Source organism: Pseudomonas sp. NY15364 (assembly GCF_048068235.1).
GTDB lineage: Bacteria > Pseudomonadota > Gammaproteobacteria > Pseudomonadales > Pseudomonadaceae > Aquipseudomonas > Aquipseudomonas mendocina_D.
Genome location: NZ_JBLUPX010000010.1, coordinates 145,306 through 165,545 on the forward strand (window position 1 = coordinate 145,306; position 20,240 = coordinate 165,545).

23 protein-coding genes, 1 tRNA gene and 1 pseudogene are annotated in these 20,240 nt (G+C 61.5%); 20 read left to right on the forward strand and 5 right to left on the reverse strand.

The window, feature by feature from the left end; all coding sequences use genetic code 11:
- The first annotated feature begins 201 nt into the window (after nucleotides 1-201).
- From ACNFCJ_RS11390 to ACNFCJ_RS11475, 18 genes are all read left to right on the forward strand, one after another.
- On the forward strand, nucleotides 202-1,038 hold the full coding sequence (locus ACNFCJ_RS11390; RefSeq protein WP_416771406.1) for a hypothetical protein: 837 nt from the start codon (nucleotides 202-204) through the stop codon (nucleotides 1,036-1,038).
- Between the two features lie 103 nt (nucleotides 1,039-1,141).
- A complete protein-coding gene (locus tag ACNFCJ_RS11395; protein ID WP_416771408.1) occupies nucleotides 1,142-1,354 on the forward strand; it encodes a helix-turn-helix domain-containing protein in 213 nt (70 codons plus the stop codon).
- A 134-nt stretch (nucleotides 1,355-1,488) separates the two neighbouring features.
- The gene (locus ACNFCJ_RS11400) at nucleotides 1,489-1,815 is read left to right on the forward strand and encodes an ogr/Delta-like zinc finger family protein (protein WP_416771410.1); all 327 of its coding nucleotides are present in this window, start codon (nucleotides 1,489-1,491) and stop codon (nucleotides 1,813-1,815) included.
- 44 nt (nucleotides 1,816-1,859) lie between these two features.
- Nucleotides 1,860-2,051, forward strand: coding sequence for a helix-turn-helix transcriptional regulator (locus ACNFCJ_RS11405; protein WP_256579444.1), 192 nt, complete (start codon nucleotides 1,860-1,862; stop codon nucleotides 2,049-2,051).
- Complete coding sequence (locus ACNFCJ_RS11410; protein ID WP_416771411.1) at nucleotides 2,048-2,284, forward strand: helix-turn-helix transcriptional regulator; 237 nt, start codon at nucleotides 2,048-2,050, stop codon at nucleotides 2,282-2,284. Before ACNFCJ_RS11405 ends, ACNFCJ_RS11410 begins: the two co-directional genes overlap by 4 nt.
- Before the next feature lie 24 nt (nucleotides 2,285-2,308).
- Complete coding sequence (locus tag ACNFCJ_RS11415) at nucleotides 2,309-2,605, forward strand: phage tail assembly protein (RefSeq protein ID WP_416771412.1); 297 nt, start codon at nucleotides 2,309-2,311, stop codon at nucleotides 2,603-2,605.
- Nucleotides 2,606-2,613: 8 nt separating this feature from the next.
- Nucleotides 2,614-2,736, forward strand: a complete 123-nt coding sequence (locus ACNFCJ_RS11420; protein WP_280065875.1) for a GpE family phage tail protein — start codon at nucleotides 2,614-2,616, stop codon at nucleotides 2,734-2,736.
- Entirely contained in the window at nucleotides 2,726-5,161 is a 2,436-nt protein-coding gene (locus tag ACNFCJ_RS11425; RefSeq protein WP_416771413.1) for a tape measure protein, read from the forward strand. Before ACNFCJ_RS11420 ends, ACNFCJ_RS11425 begins: the two co-directional genes overlap by 11 nt.
- A 4-nt stretch (nucleotides 5,162-5,165) precedes the next feature.
- Nucleotides 5,166-5,378 (forward strand): hypothetical protein, encoded by a 213-nt coding sequence (locus ACNFCJ_RS11430; protein ID WP_106734248.1) that lies wholly within the window; start codon nucleotides 5,166-5,168, stop codon nucleotides 5,376-5,378.
- Nucleotides 5,379-5,427: 49 nt separating this feature from the next.
- Nucleotides 5,428-5,664 (forward strand): hypothetical protein, encoded by a 237-nt coding sequence (locus ACNFCJ_RS11435; protein WP_106734247.1) that lies wholly within the window; start codon nucleotides 5,428-5,430, stop codon nucleotides 5,662-5,664.
- Between the two features lie 504 nt (nucleotides 5,665-6,168).
- Nucleotides 6,169-6,426 (forward strand): hypothetical protein, encoded by a 258-nt coding sequence (locus tag ACNFCJ_RS11440; RefSeq protein ID WP_256579443.1) that lies wholly within the window; start codon nucleotides 6,169-6,171, stop codon nucleotides 6,424-6,426.
- Entirely contained in the window at nucleotides 6,419-6,586 is a 168-nt protein-coding gene (locus ACNFCJ_RS11445; protein ID WP_280065881.1) for a hypothetical protein, read from the forward strand. The genes ACNFCJ_RS11440 and ACNFCJ_RS11445 overlap by 8 nt, the downstream gene beginning before the upstream one ends.
- Entirely contained in the window at nucleotides 6,579-6,842 is a 264-nt protein-coding gene (locus ACNFCJ_RS11450; RefSeq protein ID WP_280065882.1) for a hypothetical protein, read from the forward strand. Before ACNFCJ_RS11445 ends, ACNFCJ_RS11450 begins: the two co-directional genes overlap by 8 nt.
- Nucleotides 6,835-7,116 (forward strand): hypothetical protein, encoded by a 282-nt coding sequence (locus ACNFCJ_RS11455; protein WP_416771415.1) that lies wholly within the window; start codon nucleotides 6,835-6,837, stop codon nucleotides 7,114-7,116. Before ACNFCJ_RS11450 ends, ACNFCJ_RS11455 begins: the two co-directional genes overlap by 8 nt.
- Nucleotides 7,109-7,429 carry a hypothetical protein gene (locus ACNFCJ_RS11460; RefSeq protein ID WP_280065884.1) on the forward strand — a complete coding sequence of 107 codons (321 nt, stop codon included), beginning with the start codon at nucleotides 7,109-7,111 and terminating at the stop codon, nucleotides 7,427-7,429. The genes ACNFCJ_RS11455 and ACNFCJ_RS11460 overlap by 8 nt, the downstream gene beginning before the upstream one ends.
- The gene (locus ACNFCJ_RS11465; protein ID WP_280065885.1) at nucleotides 7,422-8,438 is read left to right on the forward strand and encodes a toprim domain-containing protein; all 1,017 of its coding nucleotides are present in this window, start codon (nucleotides 7,422-7,424) and stop codon (nucleotides 8,436-8,438) included. Before ACNFCJ_RS11460 ends, ACNFCJ_RS11465 begins: the two co-directional genes overlap by 8 nt.
- On the forward strand, nucleotides 8,435-10,234 hold the full coding sequence (locus tag ACNFCJ_RS11470; protein ID WP_280065886.1) for a DUF927 domain-containing protein: 1,800 nt from the start codon (nucleotides 8,435-8,437) through the stop codon (nucleotides 10,232-10,234). The genes ACNFCJ_RS11465 and ACNFCJ_RS11470 overlap by 4 nt, the downstream gene beginning before the upstream one ends.
- Nucleotides 10,235-10,667: 433 nt before the next feature.
- Nucleotides 10,668-11,444, forward strand: a complete 777-nt coding sequence (locus ACNFCJ_RS11475; RefSeq protein ID WP_416771417.1) for a hypothetical protein — start codon at nucleotides 10,668-10,670, stop codon at nucleotides 11,442-11,444.
- 378 nt (nucleotides 11,445-11,822) lie between these two features.
- Here the strand turns inward: ACNFCJ_RS11475 and ACNFCJ_RS11480 are convergent, their stop codons facing one another.
- From ACNFCJ_RS11480 to ACNFCJ_RS11495, 4 genes are all read right to left on the reverse strand, one after another.
- On the reverse strand, nucleotides 11,823-13,154 hold the full coding sequence (locus ACNFCJ_RS11480; protein WP_416771418.1) for a tyrosine-type recombinase/integrase: 1,332 nt from the start codon (nucleotides 13,152-13,154) through the stop codon (nucleotides 11,823-11,825).
- A gap of 161 nt (nucleotides 13,155-13,315) precedes the next feature.
- Nucleotides 13,316-13,390: transfer RNA gene (locus ACNFCJ_RS11485), tRNA-Arg, on the reverse strand.
- Between the two features lie 75 nt (nucleotides 13,391-13,465).
- Nucleotides 13,466-14,578: a Leu/Phe/Val dehydrogenase gene (locus tag ACNFCJ_RS11490; protein WP_416771419.1), complete on the reverse strand. Its 1,113-nt coding sequence runs from the start codon at nucleotides 14,576-14,578 to the stop codon at nucleotides 13,466-13,468.
- A gap of 70 nt (nucleotides 14,579-14,648) precedes the next feature.
- On the reverse strand, nucleotides 14,649-18,116 hold the full coding sequence (locus ACNFCJ_RS11495; RefSeq protein ID WP_416771420.1) for an indolepyruvate ferredoxin oxidoreductase family protein: 3,468 nt from the start codon (nucleotides 18,114-18,116) through the stop codon (nucleotides 14,649-14,651).
- Between the two features lie 198 nt (nucleotides 18,117-18,314).
- Between ACNFCJ_RS11495 and ACNFCJ_RS11500 the strand changes: the two genes are divergently transcribed.
- Nucleotides 18,315-18,782, forward strand: a complete 468-nt coding sequence (locus tag ACNFCJ_RS11500; RefSeq protein ID WP_013714912.1) for an Lrp/AsnC family transcriptional regulator — start codon at nucleotides 18,315-18,317, stop codon at nucleotides 18,780-18,782.
- On the opposite strand, the gene ACNFCJ_RS11505 is transcribed toward ACNFCJ_RS11500, so the two are convergent.
- Nucleotides 18,779-19,729, reverse strand: coding sequence for a DMT family transporter (locus ACNFCJ_RS11505; RefSeq protein WP_416771422.1), 951 nt, complete (start codon nucleotides 19,727-19,729; stop codon nucleotides 18,779-18,781). The genes ACNFCJ_RS11500 and ACNFCJ_RS11505 overlap by 4 nt on opposite strands.
- A gap of 278 nt (nucleotides 19,730-20,007) precedes the next feature.
- Here ACNFCJ_RS11505 and ACNFCJ_RS11510 point away from each other — a divergent pair.
- Nucleotides 20,008-20,139, forward strand: a pseudogene (locus tag ACNFCJ_RS11510) (DUF6316 family protein); the annotation flags it as partial.
- Nucleotides 20,140-20,240 lie beyond the last annotated feature (101 nt).

Genomic DNA, 20,240 nt, shown 5'->3' on the forward strand with positions numbered 1-20,240 from the left:
CTAAACCTGAAATCACCCCCTGTTCTCGGCGCCAGGCCAGTCCTTCAATCCACCAGACTAGCGTCAGGTTGTTTCTGGTTGTCTATGACTGTCTCTCTTTGTACCTTGGGCGACACATACCAGCACCTCAGTGCGCCGAGCAGCCTCCTTCGCCAGGTCACGTGACAGGCCTGCGATGCACACCCTCCCCTGGTGGCCTATATGCGTATGAATGAACTATGGAAAGTAAGAACCCTTGAATCAGGCTTGCTTATCTGGAGAGCAAGCGAAGTTGAGGCTTTTAGAGAGCGTCAAAAATGGGAAATGGAAACTTTCATTTGTAGATCAGGCGCCAAAACAAGATCCAATAAAGACCGCCGCTGGCTGCTTACGAATAGCCCTGCATTTACCGTTTTCAAAATACTCATTCAGGCATGCAAAACATACTTTGAACTACGCCCTAGGCATGGCGAGATCACGTTATATCTGGACAACATTAGTAACTCTGACCAAAGAGCCCCGCGAGAGATAAGTGTAGGCGGCGAAACCATCAAGATTGAGTATAGCGAACGCTCCAAAATGGAGCCGGTAGCACTCGCCCTTGCAAACGCTACAGAGGCGGCTTTTAGGCTAACGCACTGGGAAGGCAAACAGTGTGAAGAGGACCTAAACAATCTTTGCTACAACCTTCTTTTAATGAGCACTTACGCCCAAGAAGATGAAACAACAAGAAAGCGCCAAGCAGCCTCTGACAGCAGAGCAGGGAAAGGCGGCGCAATAGCCGCAAGATACCAAGCACGCAAATATGCGATGGACAACAGAGATAGATTTCGCGGACGCGGATGGAAAGCTAGGCTCATCAGCGAAATACAACAAGAGCTGTTAAAGAATGAAGATCCTAAAAGCTGGGCGGCAGAGGGAGAGAGAGCAAGACGAACGATAAAGGAGTGGATAGAACCACAACTTAGAGAGATGTACAGCAAAAGCCCTTCGCTTGTTGTAGATGAGAAACCTATTCGCACCCCGATGATCGAGCGCAAGATGCCCTGGTACGACTGACCGTAACGTTCCAAACACCGGCGTATCATTGTTACGCCCTGTTCGCGCTTCGCCTTTCACCGCATCGTCTCCGTAGTCGCAAAACGCGCCACCGGAGACAGAGATGCCCTCTCAAAGCAGCACCACAGCACTTAGCCCCGACCTCTGGACGCCCGCCCGGGCCGCCCAGGAGCTGGGCGTATCCGTTCGCACCCTCTCGGCCTGGCGCAGCAGCGGCCGGTACACCCTCCCCTATGTGAAAGTCGGCCGTCTGGTGCGCTATCGCCAGGAGGATGTGCGTGCCTGGCTGCAACGCCACCTGCAGGGGCAGCAGTGATGACAGCTCTGCCAATGCTCCGGGTAAGTGAAGCGACTTGGTGTCGGAACGGGGCGCGCTCCGACAGCACTTCGTTTCGTTCTTTGGAGGGCTTGGGCAGGCTTAAGTCGTCTACTGTACGAGGCACGGACCACATGACTGCCAAAGACCCAAATGTATTCATGCAACGCTGCCCAGACTGCGGGGCGCGGATTATCAAACGAGACGCCAAGAAGAAGCATCTGCTACTGGCAACGACCTACCTCTATTGCAAGAACCCGGTCTGTGGCGCTTCGTTTATTGGTCTCGAGGAAATTACTCACCGTTTAAGTCCATCGAGCCAGCCGAATCCAGATGTCGCACTGCCCTATGCGCAAAGTGCTCTACGGAACATCGTACGCCTCGCCTTGAACATGCCTCTTGAGCCAGAGGCTCCGCGCCTGGAAGGCCAGGATTGCGGCACGGAGGGTGCTGGGTCATGACACGGGCCACGTCTCTCTCAAAAGAGCCTGTAGCTCTGGTGCGTATGCACGAACTACTGCAACTAACCGGCCTGGCGCGCCCGACCGTTTACAAGCTGATCAAGCGCGACCCGACCTTTCCGCAACCGGTCAAGCTCACTGATAGCAGCGCACGCAATGCCCCGGTGGCGTTCGTCCGCAGCGAAATATTGGCCTGGATCCAGAGCCGGATACAGAACCGGGAGCAACACGCATGAGCCGGCCAGCCCTGCCCCCTTTTCACCCGTTGCAGAGCATCCCCGTAGGCAACCGCCTGCTGCGCCGCCGCGAGGTGGAGCTCAAAACCGGAAAAAGTCGCGCTGCAATCTACGCGGCTATCCGCGAGGGCACCTTCCCCGCACCGGTGCAGATTGGTTTGAACAGCGTGGCCTGGCTGGAAGCTGAAGTAGACACCTGGATCGCCGAACGCCTGGCAACCCGTAACCGCTAACCCCCAAACGAAATAGGAATGCCCATGAGCACCAAACAGAGCATCGTCACCCTGAGTACGCCGATCATCCGTGGCGAGCAATCCATCAGCCAGATCGAAGTCCGCCACCCCAAGTCCGGTGAGCTGCGCGGCCTCGCCCTTGCCGATCTGCTGCGCCTAGAAGTGGATAGCCTGCGCAAGCTCCTGCCGCGAATCACGATCCCTACCCTGGTAGATCAGGAAGTGTCGAGCCTGCCACCCAGCGACCTGGTGAAGCTGGGGATGGAGGTAGCAAGTTTTTTGGCGCCGACGGAGATCCTCACGGAATCCCTCGATACGTAGAAGACGTCATGGCGGATATCGCCGTGGTGTTTCATTGGGGGCCATCGGAGATGGATTCGATGCCCTTGCCTGAACTGATGAACTGGCGCGAGCGCGCCCGAAAACGAGCTGGAGCCGACAATGGCGCGTGACCTCAAACTCGAAGTGCAACTGCAGGCCCTGGACAAGGCCAGTGCCCCGTTGAAGCGCATCGGGGACGCCTCCAGTGGCTTGGTCAAAAAGTTGCGCTCCACTCGCGACGAGATTCGCGGCCTGGAAGATACCCAGCGGAAGATGAACAGCTTCCGAAAGGTGTCGGCCGACATGACCGGCACGGCCGATAAGCTCAACGCGGCCCAGCAGCGTGTACGCGACCTCAAGGAGCAAATGCGGCGTGGCGGTGAACAATCCGGCAAATTCAAGCAGGAGTTCACCAAGGCCAATGAAGCGGTGCGAGACCTGACGCAGAAGTTGCAGGATCAGCGTCGCAGCCTGGCGCCACACGGGAAGGCGCTTCGCGATCTGGGCATCGATACCAGCAAACTCACCGAACACGAACGCTCGCTGAAGGACAAGCTGGATGCCACCAACAAATCCCTGGTAGCACAGAAGGATCGGCTCAAGGCCCTCGGCGATCAGCAAGCACGTATCGCCGCCCTCAGGGGCGCCGTCGGCAACGTGAAGAGCGCCGGCGCCAATGCCCTGGACAGGGGGCGAACGCTACTCACCCAAGGTGCCGTCGCCGGCGCCGCTGGTGGCTACCTGTTCAAGACCCAGTTCCTCGACCGGGCGGCGCAATTTGAGACCTACCAGACCATCCTGAAGACCGTGACCGGCAGCGAGGAAAAAGCAGCCAAGGCGATGGCTTGGGTCTCCGACTTCGCCGCACGCACGCCGTACGAACTGGAAGAGGTGCTGGAATCGTTCACCCGCCTTTCCGCTTACGGCATAGATCCCATGAACGGCTCGCTGATGACCATGGGTGACACGGCAGCGGCTATGGGCAAGCCAATCATCCAGGTGGTGGAAGCCATTGCCGATGCCGTGACCGGGGAGAACGAACGCCTCAAAGAACTCGGCATCAGGGGCAGCAAGATCAAGGGCACTAACCTCATCGAGTACGAGTACACCAACTCGGCCGGTGAAACCCTCACCAAGCAGGTGGACGGCAGTAACCGGAAGCTGATCCAGAGCACCCTGCAGGCCATCTGGAACGACAAGTACAAAGGCGCCATGGAGGCTCAGTCGAAGACCTGGAACGGCATGGTCTCGAACCTTAGCGATCAGTGGGCCAGATTCACCAACATGGTTATGGCTGCCGGCCTTTTCGACCGCATGAAAGAACGGCTAGGCAGTGTGCTAAATCAGATCGACCGCATGGCCGCAAACGGCCAGCTCGCCACTTGGGCCGAGAAGGTAGGCAGGGGCATGCTGAAGTTTGGTGATGCCCTGTGGCAGGCCGGCAACGCCCTCGCATCGCTCACCAGTGGCGTAGCCGAGGCTGTCGGTGGCTGGAAGAATCTGGTCTACCTCCTGGCCGCCATCAAGCTGGTTCCGCTGGTGGCGAGCCTGGTAGGCCTCACCACAGCGCTATTTGGCGCAGGTAGCGCTCTGGCAGCAGTGGTGGGAGGCAGCGCAGCGTTCATCAAGGCATCGGCGTTGATCGGTGGAGCCGTTCGTTCGGTAAGCATTGCCCTTTGGGGCCTGGCAACCAACCCAGTAGTGCTGGCCATTGCGGCAGTTGTCGCAGTAGTCGCTGGCGCGGCCTACTTGATCTGGCGCAACTGGGACACCCTGGGGCCAAAATTTGCCGCGCTATGGGAGTGGATTAAGACCGTTTTCGTCAATGGCACGACGCAGATAGTCGGCTTCTTCACCGCGGCATTCAGCCAGATTTACAGCTTCGTCTCCGGGGTGTTTGCCGAGTTCAAAACAGCAGTAGCTGGCGGATTGACGGGAATTGGCCAGTTGATTCTCAACTGGTCACCCATGGGGCTGTTCTACCAGGCATTCGCACCGGCGCTGAGCTACTTCGGCATCGACCTGCCCGCCAAATTCACCGAGTTCGGCAGCATGATCATGCAGGGGCTGATCAACGGCATCAAAAACGCCGCTGGAGCCCTGAAGAACACCGTTGTAGGCGCCGCCGATAGCAGCATCGGCTGGTTCAAAGACAAGCTCGGCATCCACTCCCCAAGCCGTGTATTTACCGAGCTGGGCGGCTACACCATGGAAGGCCTCCGCAATGGCTTGTCGGATGGCCAGCGCGGTGTACTGGCGCAGATGCAGGCCACCACCAAACACCTGACAGCAGCGGGCGCACTGACCATCGGCACAGGGATCGCAGCACCAGTGATGGCCACCGAGACTGCCCAAATGGACACACGCCCACCGATCACGGCGCGGGCAGCACAGAAGGCCACCCCGGCCCCATTCGCACCACAGATATCCATCACTGTGAACCCTGCCCCGGGCATGGACGAACAAGCCATCGGCCGGGCCGTGGGCAAGCACGTCGAGCAGATCTTTCGCCAACAAGCGGCACGCCAGCGTTCCGCCTTATACGACACGGAGTAAGACCATGAGCAAATTGCACCTGACGATCTTCCCAACTCTCGGGCATACCCTGGAGGACATCGAGCCACTGAGCGAGACGCTCAAGCAGAACAGCGAGGCATTCGAGGACATGATCAAGCGGGCTATCGCTATGCCTGGAGCGCCCGTTACCGGCGCCATCGACAACCGTACCGTGGTGCAGATGACCTACGAGGAGACCAACCAGCTCGAGGCGTAACTCGTATGAGGTGCTGGGGGAAGGCACCACTCACAAAGAGGAAAACGCCATGACCATCAAACTGAAAATCGACGGCCGCGAGATGCAGATCAGCCAGGAAGAAGCCCTGCTGTTCATCCGTATCGGCGACGAGCTGAAACAGATCCAGAGCCTGAAGCACCGGGCGCTCTATGGTGCCGCCCCGGGCACACAAACCATGACCGACCGGGTCAACGGGCCTAGCCAGAAATTCAGCAGTCGGCCAGCACCTGCAGATATCCAGGTGCAAGTGCTGGCCGACTTCTGACCTAACCCACCCACTCACCTTGAACACACGCTGCCTGGCCTTGCGCCGGGCGGATAGGAGTTTTGCATGCTGCAGAAAAGACAAAGCCCCGGTCAGCGCGGCAACGCGACCAGGGCCCAGAGAGAAACACCATCCAACAGGACAAAGCATACCACCAGCGGCGGGCATTTCAGCCACTTTGCCGGAGCAGTGGTTGTACGCAGCGGGAAAAACTTTCCTCGGCAGGCCTTGTCAGGCTCACGCCTGCCGGCCTATAGTCGCCGCGTCACGGTCAATCCCGTGACCGACCTTGGCCGGTCGAGCAAATCAAGGCGCACAAGCGCCCACCATCCAATTGCAGGCGCTTTTTTTGTGCCCGCAGTTTCGTGTTATGGCGGCTGTGCGTGGGACACCTTCGGGTGTGCCGGGTGCCTTGATTCCCGGTCGGCCAACCCGCGTACAGCCGTCACCATTACTCGCTTGGCCGCGAGCGGTGATGGCTCCTCAAATCAAGGAGCTACACCCATGATGCACTCGCACGCCCTCAATCCGTCCAAAATCCGCGCCGCCGCTCACCGGGCAATGGCCCTTGCCGCACTGCGTAGCAAATCCTCCCTTACCGTTCGACTCAATCGCTACAACCACCACCGCGCCATCCAGCGCGCCCTTGAGGCTCAAGCCAACGCATGCGACTGGCTGGAGAACTTGGAGGGGGACGCCTGGGCTGATGCCTGCGAAGAAATCGCCACTGCCCTGAAAGCAAAGGAGGTGAACCATGCGTAAGCAACAACACGCGCACGATTCCCTGCGCCAGGAAGAGCAAACCCTTCTGCAGCACTATCGCCAACTCGACGATGGCGAACGCCTGTTCTTCGCCAGGGCGATTGAAACCTTGGCGCAACAGCACCAGCCCCAGGATCAGAAGGAGGTGCGCCATGGCTGACCTCCCTCAAACTCTGGCGCAGTTGGTCAGCGCAGTGATGAACAGCACTGCGGCCAACCCCGTTCCCCGGCAAACCTTGAGTGACGCACTCGATGCACTGGATCAGTTGAACACTGACCCGGCTGCCGCCGAATGCCTGCGCGAGCAGATCGCCCAGGCTAAGAACACCGGCCAGGTGCATATCAACTACATGCCCATCTATCTGCTGCAGGTCTGCCTGCCGGCTGATGCCAAGGGAGGTGCTGGCAATGACTGATTTTTTCCCGTTGACCAGCAACCCCACCAAAAACAATCCGGTACTGCTGATAGCGGCGGATCGCAGCTACCTCGACCTGCAGGAATGTGCCGAACAACGCTTGAGTGCCGTTCGCGGCCTCATGCATAGCCTCTCCTGCATGAAGCTCGAGCATGCCGGCGCCCAGGATTTGAGCAATGTGGCCGAGGCTGCCGCCTTGCTGCTGGACGATGTCCACGACCTGTTCAAGGCAGCAGGAGCAGCGGCCAAACGGGAGGGCTGCAAACATGCATGACGCCCATCTTTACGCCATCTTGCCGGCAGCCGATGGCCAGCCTGCCGCTGTCACCACGCATTCGGTGGTGTACCAAGCTGCCGTCGACGGCGCGGCTGACGTGCTCAACACCTGGTTGGGAAACCCCAACGAGCAGAACCTGCTGGAGCTGATGCACGAAAGGCTTGACCGCACACCTGGCAGCGCGCGCGAGCCCTTTCGCGATGCCTTCATGCTGCGCCTGCAGCAGCGCCTTCGCGCCCACCATAAGGCACCGGCTACGAGCCCTGTAGCCTCCCCCGAGTCGGAGCAGGAGGGCCAGGACGATGACTGAGCCAAGCATCGCCGATCTGATCCGCCAGACCGCCGTGCACGCCCTGCACGCTGCCGAACGTCTGCTGCCTGAGTGGCTGCCGGAAGGCTCGCGCAACGGTCGGGAGTGGGTGGCTCGCAACATCGCCCGCGGGGACCGCCAGGCCGGGTCCTTCGGCGTCTCGCTGGATAACGGGCGTTGGAACGACTTCGCAGACAATGAGGCGCACGGCGGCGACCTGGTGTCGCTACTAGCCTATCTGCGCGGCTGTCGCCAGCTCGAGGCGGCTCAGGAGATCGACCAACGCCTTGGTTTGGGGTTGTTTGAACGCCAGGAGCCTGACCCGCAGCGCGATGCGCAACGCGCCCTGGCCGCTGAGCAGGCGCGCCAGGAGGCCGAACGCCGCTCCAAGGAAGCGCTTGAGCAACTGCAACTCCGCCAGCGCCAGGCGGCTCAGCAAGCCGCCATGCTCTGGGGGATGGCCAAACCAGCCGATCACCTGCACCGCTACCTGCAGGCCAAGCAGGTAAAACCGTACACGCTGCGCCTGTTGAGCCAGGGTCGCCTATTGGTGCCGCTGTGCTCGGATGGGCACTTGGTCAACCTGCAGATCATTCACCCCAGCGGCGACAAACGCTATCTGACCGGGGGGCGCGTACAGGGCTGCTATTCGCCTCTGGGCAGGATCACCGAGGGTGGCCGGCTCTACGTCTGCGAGGGCTGGGCAACGGGTGCCACGCTGCATGCTCACACCGGCGACCCGGTGGTCTGCGCACTGAGCGCCGGCAACCTCAAGGCGGTGGCCATCGCTATGCGCGAGCGCTACGGCGCCGCCCTGGACCTGGTCATCGCTGGCGACGACGACCGCCAGACCCAGGGCAACCCAGGGCGAACTGCCGCGAACCGCGCCGCCAATGCGGCCGAGGCGCGGGTGGTGTTTCCCGAATGGCCGGACGATGCGCCGGCCGAGCTTTCTGACTTCAACGACTTGCACCTGTGGCGCATTCAGCACAGGGAGATTTCCGCATGAGCAGCACCAAGGGCAAGAAGGCCGACCTGAGCTTGGTTGGCGAGCCGACAGCGCCCGCGCCGGACAAGCTGGAGCGCCCACGTTTCGCCGTCTACGACGAAGACACGACGGTCGAGGGCAGGCTCTACCGTGCCGGAACCTGGTACCACGCGGTGAAGAACAGCGGCCCGGATGAAAAGCCGGTGCCTGTCGATCACTGGATCTGTTCGCCGCTGCATGTGGAAGCGGAGACGGTGAACAGCGAGGACGGCAGCATCGGCCGGCTACTGCGCTTCCTATACCGCGGACGCCGGATCGAGTGGGTCATGCCGATGGAGCTGCTGGCCGGCAAGGGTGACGAGGTAATGCGTGCCCTGATGCGCCAGGGGCTGAACATCGAGTACCACCAGCGCCGACATCTGGCGCCGTACCTTTCCAGCCATCACGAACCCGAACGAGTGATTGCCACCACGACGAAACCGGGCTGGCATGAGTCCGGGGTATTCGTCCTGCCCTCTCGCGTCATCGGCAACGGTGACGTGCGCTTTCAGGACTCCGGGCGGGCGGTGAACCTGTTCACCAGCAAGGGCACGCTGGCCTCCTGGCAAAGCGCAGTAGCCACTTACTGCGCGGGCAACCCGGTGCTGATCCTGTCGGTGTGCTGTGCCCTAGCCGGCCCCTTGCTGGCCAAGGTCGGCGTGAATGGTGGCGGCGTACACCTGGTGGGAGACTCCTCGAGCGGCAAGTCTCTGGCGCAACTGATCGCCGCGTCGGTCTGGGGCAACCCGGGCACGTTCGCCGCGTCCTGGGATGTGTCCAAGGGCGGCGTAGAAATCGAGGCAGCATCACGCAATGACACGGTGCTGATTCTCGACGAAATCAAGCGGGCCGACCCCAAGCGCGTGCAAGAAATGGCCTACGCCATCGCCAACGGCATGGGCAAGAGCACCATGACCCGCGAACGGGAAGGACGCGCCAAACTCACCTGGCGCGTTCTGGCCCTCTCCAGTGGCGAGCGGTCGCTGTCGGAACACGCCGCCATGAGCGGCAATGGCGCACACGCCGGCGCAGAGCTGCGCCTGGTGGATGTGAACGCCGGCACTCGCACGTTCCGGGCCTTCGACCACGTGCACGGCATGACCGGCCAGGAATTCCACCGCGTGCTGAGTGACGCGGTTGCCCAGCACTATGGCCACCTCGGCCCGGCGTTCGTCGAGCACCTGCTGCGGCACCCTGAGCACAGCGACTTGCTCGCGGGCTTCCGCGAACTGCGTGAGACCTTCCGCACAGAGAGTTCGCAGGCCGGCCGGGTGGCTGATCGCTTCGCCATCATGGCCTTAGCCGGTGAACAGGCCATTGCCCGCAAGCTGCTGCATTGGCCGGCCGGTACCGCAGCCGATGCATGCCGCCAACTGTTCGGCGAGTGGCTGGCCAGGATGGGCGACGGCAACGCCGAAGATCGCCAGATCTTGCGAGGTATCGCCGACTTCATCGCCCTGCACGCTGACAGCCGCTTCTCTGACGTCCGCGCCGAACATGCCAACGTCACCGTGCGCGATCGAGCCGGTTACTACGAGGTGAACGACGACAAGCGCCTTTACTTGTTCAACTCACCCGGCCTCCTCTCTGCTGCATCCGGATTTGGCAAGGAACGGATCGTGCGCGCCCTGGCTGCTGCTGATGCGCTGGCCAAGATGGACGAGGAAACCAACGGCAGCCGCCGGACGAAAAAGTACCGCCTACCAGGTGAGGGTAGCGCCCGTTTTTACGTGATTGATCCCGACCGTCTGGAAAACGATGTCGAGGGGCGCCCTTGATGATGAGGCCTACCAACATTACCCAGCTGACCATTTTCAGCGGGAACAGCGGGAACGCGGGAACAGCCCAGAAACAGCAAGGCCTGCAGCGTTCCCGTTATAGAAACGAGAGTGGGAACAAGGGAACACAACTCTGCTTGATTAATAGGCTGCCCCCCCTGTCTGTTCCCGCTCAAAAAACGGTGGGAACAAGCTTTCGGCCTGTAAGGCCCGATTTAGAGCGGTTGTGCCCACGATCCCGCGTTCCCACCAATTTCGAATTCAGACATTGGAACAAGGGGGGGATGTGTTGTTTTTGTTGACACAGCTCAATCCATTTGTTCCACGCCAGTAGATTGCTTTTACGCGATGACCGGCCCGCACCGCTGTCGCCTTCGAGCAGAACCACTTGGCCGGTACCGGCCGCATACACCCCACTAGATGGAGATCCAATATGAACGAGCAAATCACTTCACTTCCCAGCGAGATCCAGAAATCCTTGCTGCGGCTCCAGGAACTGAAAGCCGAATACCTGGGCATTCGCGAACGCCTGGTCGGCCTGGCACAGCGCATCGAGAAACACCGGAAGACGGCAGCAGCAGCCAGCGAAGAGTCAGCCAAGGTTGGCGAGCAATGGCGTCAGCAGTTCCGTGAGCAGGATGGCGAGCTGACCAAAGCCATCCGAGATCTCAAGCGGCAGGAGCTGGATGGCCGCGAACTGGCCGAGGAATACACCAACCTGGCGAAAGAGCTACAGCCCGAGTTCGAGCTGTGTCAGATCGAAACGGACAAAGCACGCCGCACCTTCAATACCTGCCGTGAGGGGATCGCGGAACGCTACCTTGACCATTGCCTGACCGAATCCGCTGCCGCGCTCTTAGCGACCCCAGAAGCACAAGTGTTCGTTTCTAATCTGGAGAAAAAGGGCCTGATCAATCCAAAACGGCAACTCCAGAACAGCTCCGCGCGCCTTCATGCAAACGAAATTGATGCCATTAACGCCTCGGAGAAAGCGCGCACGTTGCGACTGGGACGACTGGTGGAAAGCCAGATCAACGAAGCACGCAGCACCTTCGAAGCGCAGGAGGACGGCACGTTTCAGGAACTGAAGCCAATCGGAAAACTACCCGTAGAGGTGCTGCCAAAAGAGCTTGAATCCACCATCGCCATGCAGCGCAAGCTCAAGGACTTGTCGGTACAGCTTGGCCGGCAGCCTCAAGCAAGCGCCTAACCGTTTACCCATCTAAGAAAGCCGCCTTGTGCGGCTTTCTTTTTGCCCTGACCTCGTCCCCTTTCCCACCCTACCGGCTGCCGTCCTTGCTGCTGATGGAGCTGCTGCGGGCGCGCGCAATCTTCCCCCCTCCACGCCTGCCCACTAAACCTACCGCTTTCCCTGCACTGCCTGCACAGATCGCCAAGCATCACCGTTACTGGGCTCCTGGCCGCCTGCTTGAGGTTTCTTTTCCCTGCGAATCCCTGCACCGAGGCCCTGTTCTTAACCGGCGATTTTGCCCTGGTGGGCAGCCTTCGCAGCCCTGAAGCCTTGGATAGGAAAAACGAGCGTCTTAGCCGAGCCTGGGCAAGCTCAGGAAGTCTCGAAAACAGCCAATCAACCTTGCGCCTTTGCACGGCGCCCCATGACCGACACAACGTTGCCGATCTCTTCCCAACGGTGAGCAAAATCATAGGGAGTGACGTACTGCTGCCGGTTGGCATCAAGGTAGTCGGCCCACCACTGGCACATAAGCCGACGCTCCTGCAGATGCTCGGCTTTGTGGATGTAAGCACCCCGTACCGTGTCGCGCTCTTGGTGGCTCATCTGCCGTTCAACGGCATCCTTCGACCATAGCCCGGACTCCACCAAGGCCGAACAGGCCATGGTACGGAAGCCGTGGCCGCACAGATCCACCTTAGTGTCATAGCCCATACGCCGGAGAGCCTTGTTGATGGTGTTCTCGCTCATGGGTTTGTGGTGGTAGTGGTCGCCAGGGAACACCAGATCGAAGCGGCCGGTGAGCTGGCGTACTTGCTCCAGTAGCTCCAGCGTTTGGCGGCTCAGCGGTACCAAGTGCGGGGTGCCCATCTTGGCGCCACGGTGGGAGAACTTGACGCCCTCGATGGCTTCACGCTGGCCGGGTATCTCCCACATCGCCCGGCCGCTATCGATCTCACTCCAGCGGGCAAAGCGCAGCTCACTGGAACGGATGAACACCAATAGGGTGAGCGATACCGCATGCCGAGTCAGCGCCCGGCCAGAGTCGGCCTCGATGCGTTGCAGCAGCTCGGATAGCCGATCCAGTGGCAGCGCTGGCCGATGCGTGCTCTTGCGAGTGGCAGTGGCGCCCACCAGGTCGTTGGCCGGGTTGCTGTCGATCAGCCCGTGCTGCACAGCCATGCGCATGATGCCGGTGATGTACTGGCGTAGCCGTCCGGCCAGCTCCAGAGTGCCGCGCTTCTCCACAGCCTTGAGTGGCTGCATCAGATCCCGGGTTTTCAACTCACCCAGCGGGCGCGCACCAAGCGCCGGCAACACGTGTAACTCGAGGTTGCGCCACACCGTGGCGGCATGCCCTGGCGACCATTTGAGAGCGCATGCCGCGTGCCACTCCAGGGCCATGGCCATGAACGTATTGGCCCGGGCATTGGCCGCGTCTAGCTTGGCAAGCCTGGCGACCTCAATAGGGTCTTGACCGAAGGCCAGTTGCTCCAGGGCCTCGGCCCGGCGATCACGCGCAGCACGCAGTCCAAGAGCTGGGTAGTTGCCGAAGGTCGCCAGCCCCTCGCGCCCGTCCGGACGCCGGTACTTGAAGCGCCAAGTCTTCACACCAGATGCCTTCACCAGCAGGAAAAGCCCCTGTCCGTCGAACAATTTGTAGTCCTTGTCACGGGGCTTGGCGGCATCGCATTTGGTGTCGGTCAGAGGGGTGACAGTACGAGCCATAGGGGTACGCTCAAATATCGAACCAACGTACCCCCAAACATACCCCTAAAAGCTGGATATGTGTATAGATAAAAGGAGACAACCAGAAACAACAAAGCCGGCTAAGATAGCCGGCTTTACTGGTCTCCGTAGACAACTGGAGACAATGAGAGACAAAATCTTGGCGTCCCCTGCTGGAATCGAACCAGCATCTAGCCCTTAGGAGGGGCTTATTCTATCCGTTGAACTAAGGGGACACGGCCGTATTGGCTACGACCGGGCCGCATCTTAGCGGCGGCGCGCGCATTTGTCATGCCGCCACCGCTCACTTCCTAGCGCTGCCAACCTTGGGAGACGACCCTGGTAGCCGTTGCAGTGCGCACCGGCTGCAGGCCGCCGCGCAAGCGCTCCAATGCCATGTGATCAGCAATCGCGGTGGTGGTCTCGCCTTCACGTTCGGCGCGCTGGAAGATTTCCGTCAGGGTCGGGCCGATGCCTTCGATATGCGCTTTGAGCTGCGCGGCGCTGCCACCGGTGCGCTCGTAGCAGACGTCGATGATGCCGCCGGCATTGATCGCGTAATCCGGCGCGTACAGGCATTCGCGGCGGCGCAGCAGCTCGGCGAGGCTGGCGTCGGCCAGTTGGTTGTTGGCAGCACCGGCGATGATTGGCGCGCGCAGGGCTTCCAGCGTTTGCAGGTTGATGATCGCGCCCAGCGCGCACGGTGCGAACACGTCCACGTCGAGCCCATAGATATCGTGCTGACCGACCGCGGTGGCGCCAAGCTGGCTCACCGCGCGCTGCACGTTGGCTTCGAAGATATCCGTCACCCACAACTGCGCACCGGCCTCCCTGAGCAGCTTGGCCAGGCCGAAGCCGACCTGGCCGACACCCTGGATGGCCACGCGCACGCCGGACAGATCCTGCCGCCCCAGGCGATGCGCCACAGCCGACTGGATGCCGATGAACACGCCGTAGGCAGTCGAGGGCGATGGATCGCCGTCACGGCTGCCGCCACCGAAAGCTTCACGCTGCCCGGCGCCTGCGACATGACGGGTGCGCTCGGCCATGATGCGCATCTCGGCCACGCCAGTGCCTGAATCCGCCGCTGTGATATAGCGCCCACCCAGGCTGTCGACGAAATCGCCCATGGCCTGGAACAGCGCCTCGCTCTTGCCGGTATGCGGGTCGCCGATGATCACCGCCTTGCCGCCACCGAGCGGCAAACGCGCCAGTGCCGATTTGTAGGTCATGCCGCGCGACAGGCGCAGTACGTCGCGCAGCGCTTGCTCGTCACTGGCGTAGTTCCACATGCGGCAGCCGCCCAATGCCGGGCCGAGGGTGCTGTCGTGAATGGCGATGATGCCTTTCAGGCCGCTGGCCTTATCGTGGCCGTAGACCACCTGCTCGTGCTGATCGAAGTCGACGTGATTGAAGACGGACATCGGGTTACCTCGGATGTAAAAAGCCGCCCCTCTCCCGCACGGGAGAGGGTGGCAAAGGGGATGGGAAAGGTCAGGCCGCCGGTTCGAAAAGCTGCACCGCAGCAATCTCGCTGACGCTGAGGCGTGCCTTGAGCTGGCTCGCCTGTTCGCGCGCCTTGGCCAGCGCCGCTTCCTTGACGTGGCCGTAACCGCGGACCTGCTCGGGAATCTCGGCCAGCGCCACCGCCGTGCGGTAGTTGCCGGCATTGAGCTCGCCCAGCAGGTAGGCCACGCTGGCCTCGTACTCCTCGATCAGCTCGCGCTCCAGGCGACGCTCGGCACTATGGCCGAACGGATCGAGCACGCTGCCACGCAGGAACTTGAAGCGCGCCAGTACGCCGAACGCCTTGAGCATCCAGGGGCCGAAGCTGCGCTTGCGTGGCTGGCCGGTGACCGCATCGGGCTTGCTCAACCAGCTCAGCGCCAGGTGGAACTGCAACTGGTAGTCGCCTTCGAACTGCGCTTCGAGCTGCTTGCGGAACGTGGCATCGCTGTACAGCCGCGCCACTTCGTACTCGTCCTTGTAGGCCAGGAGCTTGAAGTAATAGCGTGCTACGGCCTTGCTCAGGCGCTGCTGCGCATCGGTATCGGCCTTGCGCACGCGCTCGACCAGCTCACGGTAGCGCTCGGCATAGGCCGCATTCTGGTAGGCGGTCAGGCGCTGCACACGGTCAGCGACGATCTCCTCCAGCGTGCTGCAATGCGGCGCTTCGACGACCTTGGGTGCAGCGACTTTCTCCACCGCGGCCAGGTCATGGGCCGCGCGACGGCCCCAGAGGAAGGCCTGCTGATTGAGTTCGATAGCCACTCCATTGAGTTCGATGGCCTTGTTCAGCGCTTCGGCCGATACCGGCACCAATCCTTTTTGGTATGCGTAGCCGAGCATAAACAGGTTGGTGGCGATGCTGTCACCGAGCAGGCGAGTTGCCAGGCGGGTGGCGTCGACGAAGCGGGTCTTGCCCTCGCCCACCGCCTCGCTGATCGCCTCGCGCATGGCGGCGCCGGGGACCTGAGCATCCGGGTTGCGGGTGAATTCGGCGGTGGCCGCTTCATGGCTGTTGATCACCGCATGGGCGATCTTGTCGTTGAGCTTGGCCAGCGCCTCTTCACTGGACGACACCACCAGGTCGCAGCCCAGCAGCAGGTCGGTTTCACCGGCAGCGATACGCACGGCGTAGATATCACTCTGCCGCGCGGCGATGCGAATGTGGGTAATCACCGGGCCGAACTTCTGCGCCAGGCCAGCCTGGTCGAGCACGGTGCAGCCCTTGCCTTCGGTATGCGCAGCCATGCCCAGCAGCGCGCCGACGGTGGTCACGCCGCTGCCGCCAACGCCTGGCAGGAGGATGTTCCAGGGCCGACTCAGGGCTGGCTGTTTCGGCTCCGGCAAGGCGATGAACAGCGCGCCCAGGCCAACAGCCTCAGGCTTGCGCAGGCTGCCACCGTGGACGGTGACGAAGCTCGGGCAGAAGCCCTCCAGGCAACTGAAGTCCTTGTTGCAGGCGTTCTGGTCGATCTCGCGCTTGCGTCCCAGCTCGGTTTCCAGCGGCAGCACCGACAGGCAGTTGGACTTGACGCTGCAATCACCACAGCCCTCACACACCGCTGGGTTGATGAACGCACGCTTGGCCGGATCGACCATCTTGCCGCGCTTGCGCCGACGACGCTTCTCGGTGGCGCAGGTCTGGTCGTAGAGGATCACCGAGCAGCCTTTGACCTCACGCAGCTCACGCTGCACGGCGTCCAGCTCACGCCGGTGATGGAAAGTGACGCCAGGGGCGAAGGTGGCGCGGGTCGGGTATTTGTTCGGCTCGTCACTGACCAGGGCAATGCGTTTGACGCCCTCGGCATGCACCTGTTGGCTGAGCTGGTCGATGCGCAGTTCGCCGTCGATGGGCTGGCCACCGGTCATGGCTACCGCGTCGTTGTAGAGAATCTTGTAGGTGATATTGACCCCGGCGGCCACGGCCGCGCGCAGGGCCAGATGTCCGGAGTGGAAGTAGGTGCCATCACCCAGGTTCTGGAACACATGCGGCGTATCGGTGAATGGCGCCTGGCCGATCCAGGTGGCGCCCTCGCCGCCCATCTGGGTGAAGGTGTCGGTGCTGCGATCCATCCACTGGGTCATGTAGTGGCAACCGATACCACCGAGAGCGCGGCTGCCTTCGGGCACCTTGGTCGAGCTGTTGTGCGGGCAGCCGGAGCAGAAATGCGGGGTGCGCGCAGTCTTGTGCTTGGGCGCAGCCAGTGCCTTCTCCTTGGCATCGAGAAAGGCCAGGCGCTCCTCGATGGTCGGGCTGCTGTAGATCGGCGCGAGGCGCTTGGCGATCACCCGAGCGATCATTGCCGGAGTCAGCTCGGCCAGGTTCGGCAGCAAGGACACGCCCTGCTCGTCGAACTCGCCGACAACGCGCGGGCGCTTGCCCACGGGCCAGTTGTAGAGCTGGCCGGTCAACTGGTCTTCGATGATGCTGCGCTTTTCTTCCACCACTAGGATTTCGTCCAGGCCTTCGGCGAAGCCATGCACCGACACCGGCTCCAGCGGCCAGCTCATGCCGACCTTGAGCACGCGCAAGCCGACCTTGGCGCACAGCGCTTCGTCCAGGCCGAGGTCATCCAGAGCCTGGCGCACATCGAGATAGGACTTGCCGGTGGTGATGATGCCCAGACGTGGGTTAGGCGAATCGAGCTTGACCTGGTTGAGGTTGTTGGCCAGGGCAAAGGCGCGCGCGGCGTAGATCTTGTAGACGTTGAGGCGTTTTTCCTGGGCCAGGGGCGGATCGGGCCAGCGGATGTGCACGCCGTCTTCCGGCAGTTGGAAATCCTCGGGGATCTTTGTCTGGATACGCAGTGGATCGACGTCCACAACGGCCGAGGAATCGACGTTCTCGGCAATGGTCTTCAGCGCCACCCAGCAGCCGCTGTAGCGAGACAGCTCCCAGCCGATGATGCCGTAGTCCAGCACTTCCTGGACGTTGGCAGGGTTGAGCACCGGTATCGACGCGGCGATAAACGCATGCTCGCTCTGGTGGGCGATGGTCGAGGACTTGCAGCCATGATCGTCGCCGGCCAACACCAGCACGCCGCCATGCTTGGAAACGCCGGCCGAGTTGCCGTGCTTGAACACGTCACCACTGCGGTCTACGCCCGGCCCCTTGCCGTACCACATGGCGAACACGCCATCGTAGCGTGCGCCAGGAAACAGGTTGGCCTGCTGGCTGCCCCACACCGCGGTCGCGCCCAGCTCTTCGTTGACGCCAGGCTGGAAGTGGATGTGGTTTTCCTTCAGGTACTCGCGCGCATCCCACAGGCTCTTGTCCAGACCGCCCAGGGGCGAGCCGCGATAGCCGGAGATGAAGCAGGCGGTATTGAGTCCGAAGGCGGCGTCACGCTGCTTCTGCAGCATGGGCAGGCGGGTGAGCGCCTGAGTGCCGGTCAGGTAGAGGTGACCAGTAGCGAGGCGGTATTTGTCATCCAGGCGGATTTCGGCCAGTGACATGGAGCGCTCCTTTTATTGTTATGGCGAGCACAGGGAGCGCGACGGTAGACACGCACCGTTGAGTCCTGCCGCAGGATCACTGCGACGGATTTGCCTAAATCATGACTGGAGGGTTCCGCTTTTTTCTTTCTATTTTCGAGTAGCGAAGGCGATACTCCGCATGATCCTTCCAACAATCACAATAAATTGGAAACAATCATGCAGGACAAGCTCAGCCCTATCGACCGCCGGATTCTTCGCCTGCTGCAACACAATGCCGACCTCTCGGCCGCCGAGGTAGCCGAGAAAGTCGAGCTATCGCAATCGCCCTGCTGGCGGCGCATCAACCGCATGCAGGAAGAGGGATTGATCGAGCGCAAGGTCGCCCTGCTCAACCATAAGCGCCTGGGCTTCGGCATCACGGTGTTCGTCGACATCAAGCTGTCGGCCCACGGCCGCGGCAATCTGGATGAGTTCGAGCAAGCGGTGGTCGGCTACCCGCAGGTACTGGAGTGCTACAGCATGGCCGGCGGCTCGGACTACCTGCTCAAGGTGGTGGCCAAGGACATCGCCGATTACGAGCGCTTCCTGCGTGACCACCTGCTGCAGCGCCCGCACGTGCACGAGGCGCACTCGCATATCGCCATGAGCGAGGTCAAACGCACCACCGAGCTGCCGCTGGATTAACGCCCTGGCCTGCGCGCCCGCCAAGCGGCCAGCAGCGACGGACCAAGCGCGGTGAGTGCCGAGCCAAGAACCACCACCACAGCGCCAGCGTAGGCGATCCAGTTGACCTCCTCAGGCAACACGTGGTCCGGCCACCAGCTCGAGGCCATCGCCACGGAAACGAAGGTCACCAGCGGTGTCAGCGCCAGGGTCGCGCTGACCCGCGAAGCCTCCCAATGCGCCAGAGCCTCGGCGAAGGCGCCATAGGCCACCAGGGTATTCAGGCAGCAAGCCAGCAGCAGCCAACCTTGCAGCGGGCTCAGTTGCAGTGCTTGTAGCGGCTGCGCCCAGGGCGTCAGCAACAGCGCGCAGGCCAGGTAGATGACCATCATCACCTGCACCGAACTCCACAGGGTCAGCAGTTGCTTCTGCGCCAGGCCGTAGAAGGTCCAGACGAAGGCCGCGGCCAGCACGGTCAGCACGCCGGTGGTATAGGTGGTCAGCGAGGTCAGAAGCTCACCCAGGCGCTGATTGAAGAATAGGCCGAAGCCCAGCAGCATCACCATCAGGCCAATGGCCTGGCCTAGGCTGAAACGCTCGCGAAAGACGAACAGGCTGCTGATCAGCAGCAGGATCGGCGCGACCTGGATCACCAGTTGCGTGGTGCCGGGGCTGAGCAGGTTGAGCCCCACCAGATACAATACGTAGTTGGCCGTCAGCCCGCCGATGGCCAGCGCCAGCAGCCAACCGCCCTTGCGCCCGAGCGGACGAAAACGCGGCAACCGACGGCTCGCAGCGAGGTAGGCAAACAGCAGGGAGCCGGCCACGGCCAGGCGGTACCAGGTGACCGTTACCGGGTCCATGACCTGGAGAACTTCTTTGAGTTTGATTGGCAGGATGCCCCAAAGCACCGAAGTGATCAGGGCCAGCAGCAGGCCGTACATCCAACGGCCGGAAGAAATGTGCATGGCAACCTCTGGCAGGCAGCCAACAGAGCATGTCGACCGCAGCAGAGCATTCTAGGAGAGGCCACCACACCGACACAGCAACAGTTCAGCACAGTTGCCGAGCGAAACTGTACTGATCGGCAACCCAGAAACGCCAGCCGACCGGCGCCAACAATCCATAAAATCCGCTAAAAGCCTCTAACAAGCCGCCAAAATCTACCATCTGTCGTTTTGCCAAGCAGGTCGCATTGGCCACAGTAGACTCAGATTATCCAGCACCTGCAGATGGAGTCCCCGCCATGTTCGGCCAACGCACCGTCGACCCCCAACCGGGCACGCATTACCGCAGCTCACGCGTCAGTGCCGTCAACGGCCAATATTTCTTCGCCACTCGCGAAGGCACGCTGGAGGGCCCCTATCTCCGGCGTTTTTCAAGATAGTTGTCGCGTCGACCGTGTTTTCAGGCCGCCTTTTTCTGCGGCTGTTGTTCCTGCTCCCGCTCGGGGTTGAGTGTCACCGCTCCGACCGGCGT

Bases quoted from the DNA above. Each gene is read 5' to 3' on its own strand.
- ACNFCJ_RS11390 (WP_416771406.1), top strand. From the start codon at position 202: ATGCGTATGAATGAACTATGGAAAGTAAGAACCCTTGAATCAGGCTTG.
- ACNFCJ_RS11395 (WP_416771408.1), top strand. From the start codon at position 1,142: ATGCCCTCTCAAAGCAGCACCACAGCACTTAGCCCCGACCTCTGGACG.
- ACNFCJ_RS11400 (WP_416771410.1), top strand. From the start codon at position 1,489: ATGACTGCCAAAGACCCAAATGTATTCATGCAACGCTGCCCAGACTGC.
- ACNFCJ_RS11405 (WP_256579444.1), top strand. From the start codon at position 1,860: ATGCACGAACTACTGCAACTAACCGGCCTGGCGCGCCCGACCGTTTAC.
- ACNFCJ_RS11410 (WP_416771411.1), top strand. From the start codon at position 2,048: ATGAGCCGGCCAGCCCTGCCCCCTTTTCACCCGTTGCAGAGCATCCCC.
- ACNFCJ_RS11415 (WP_416771412.1), top strand. From the start codon at position 2,309: ATGAGCACCAAACAGAGCATCGTCACCCTGAGTACGCCGATCATCCGT.
- ACNFCJ_RS11420 (WP_280065875.1), top strand. From the start codon at position 2,614: ATGGCGGATATCGCCGTGGTGTTTCATTGGGGGCCATCGGAGATGGAT.
- ACNFCJ_RS11425 (WP_416771413.1), top strand. From the start codon at position 2,726: ATGGCGCGTGACCTCAAACTCGAAGTGCAACTGCAGGCCCTGGACAAG.
- ACNFCJ_RS11430 (WP_106734248.1), top strand. From the start codon at position 5,166: ATGAGCAAATTGCACCTGACGATCTTCCCAACTCTCGGGCATACCCTG.
- ACNFCJ_RS11435 (WP_106734247.1), top strand. From the start codon at position 5,428: ATGACCATCAAACTGAAAATCGACGGCCGCGAGATGCAGATCAGCCAG.
- ACNFCJ_RS11440 (WP_256579443.1), top strand. From the start codon at position 6,169: ATGATGCACTCGCACGCCCTCAATCCGTCCAAAATCCGCGCCGCCGCT.
- ACNFCJ_RS11445 (WP_280065881.1), top strand. From the start codon at position 6,419: ATGCGTAAGCAACAACACGCGCACGATTCCCTGCGCCAGGAAGAGCAA.
- ACNFCJ_RS11450 (WP_280065882.1), top strand. From the start codon at position 6,579: ATGGCTGACCTCCCTCAAACTCTGGCGCAGTTGGTCAGCGCAGTGATG.
- ACNFCJ_RS11455 (WP_416771415.1), top strand. From the start codon at position 6,835: ATGACTGATTTTTTCCCGTTGACCAGCAACCCCACCAAAAACAATCCG.
- ACNFCJ_RS11460 (WP_280065884.1), top strand. From the start codon at position 7,109: ATGCATGACGCCCATCTTTACGCCATCTTGCCGGCAGCCGATGGCCAG.
- ACNFCJ_RS11465 (WP_280065885.1), top strand. From the start codon at position 7,422: ATGACTGAGCCAAGCATCGCCGATCTGATCCGCCAGACCGCCGTGCAC.
- ACNFCJ_RS11470 (WP_280065886.1), top strand. From the start codon at position 8,435: ATGAGCAGCACCAAGGGCAAGAAGGCCGACCTGAGCTTGGTTGGCGAG.
- ACNFCJ_RS11475 (WP_416771417.1), top strand. From the start codon at position 10,668: ATGAACGAGCAAATCACTTCACTTCCCAGCGAGATCCAGAAATCCTTG.
- ACNFCJ_RS11480 (WP_416771418.1), bottom strand. From the start codon at position 13,154: ATGGCTCGTACTGTCACCCCTCTGACCGACACCAAATGCGATGCCGCC.
- ACNFCJ_RS11490 (WP_416771419.1), bottom strand. From the start codon at position 14,578: ATGTCCGTCTTCAATCACGTCGACTTCGATCAGCACGAGCAGGTGGTC.
- ACNFCJ_RS11495 (WP_416771420.1), bottom strand. From the start codon at position 18,116: ATGTCACTGGCCGAAATCCGCCTGGATGACAAATACCGCCTCGCTACT.
- ACNFCJ_RS11500 (WP_013714912.1), top strand. From the start codon at position 18,315: ATGCAGGACAAGCTCAGCCCTATCGACCGCCGGATTCTTCGCCTGCTG.
- ACNFCJ_RS11505 (WP_416771422.1), bottom strand. From the start codon at position 19,729: ATGCACATTTCTTCCGGCCGTTGGATGTACGGCCTGCTGCTGGCCCTG.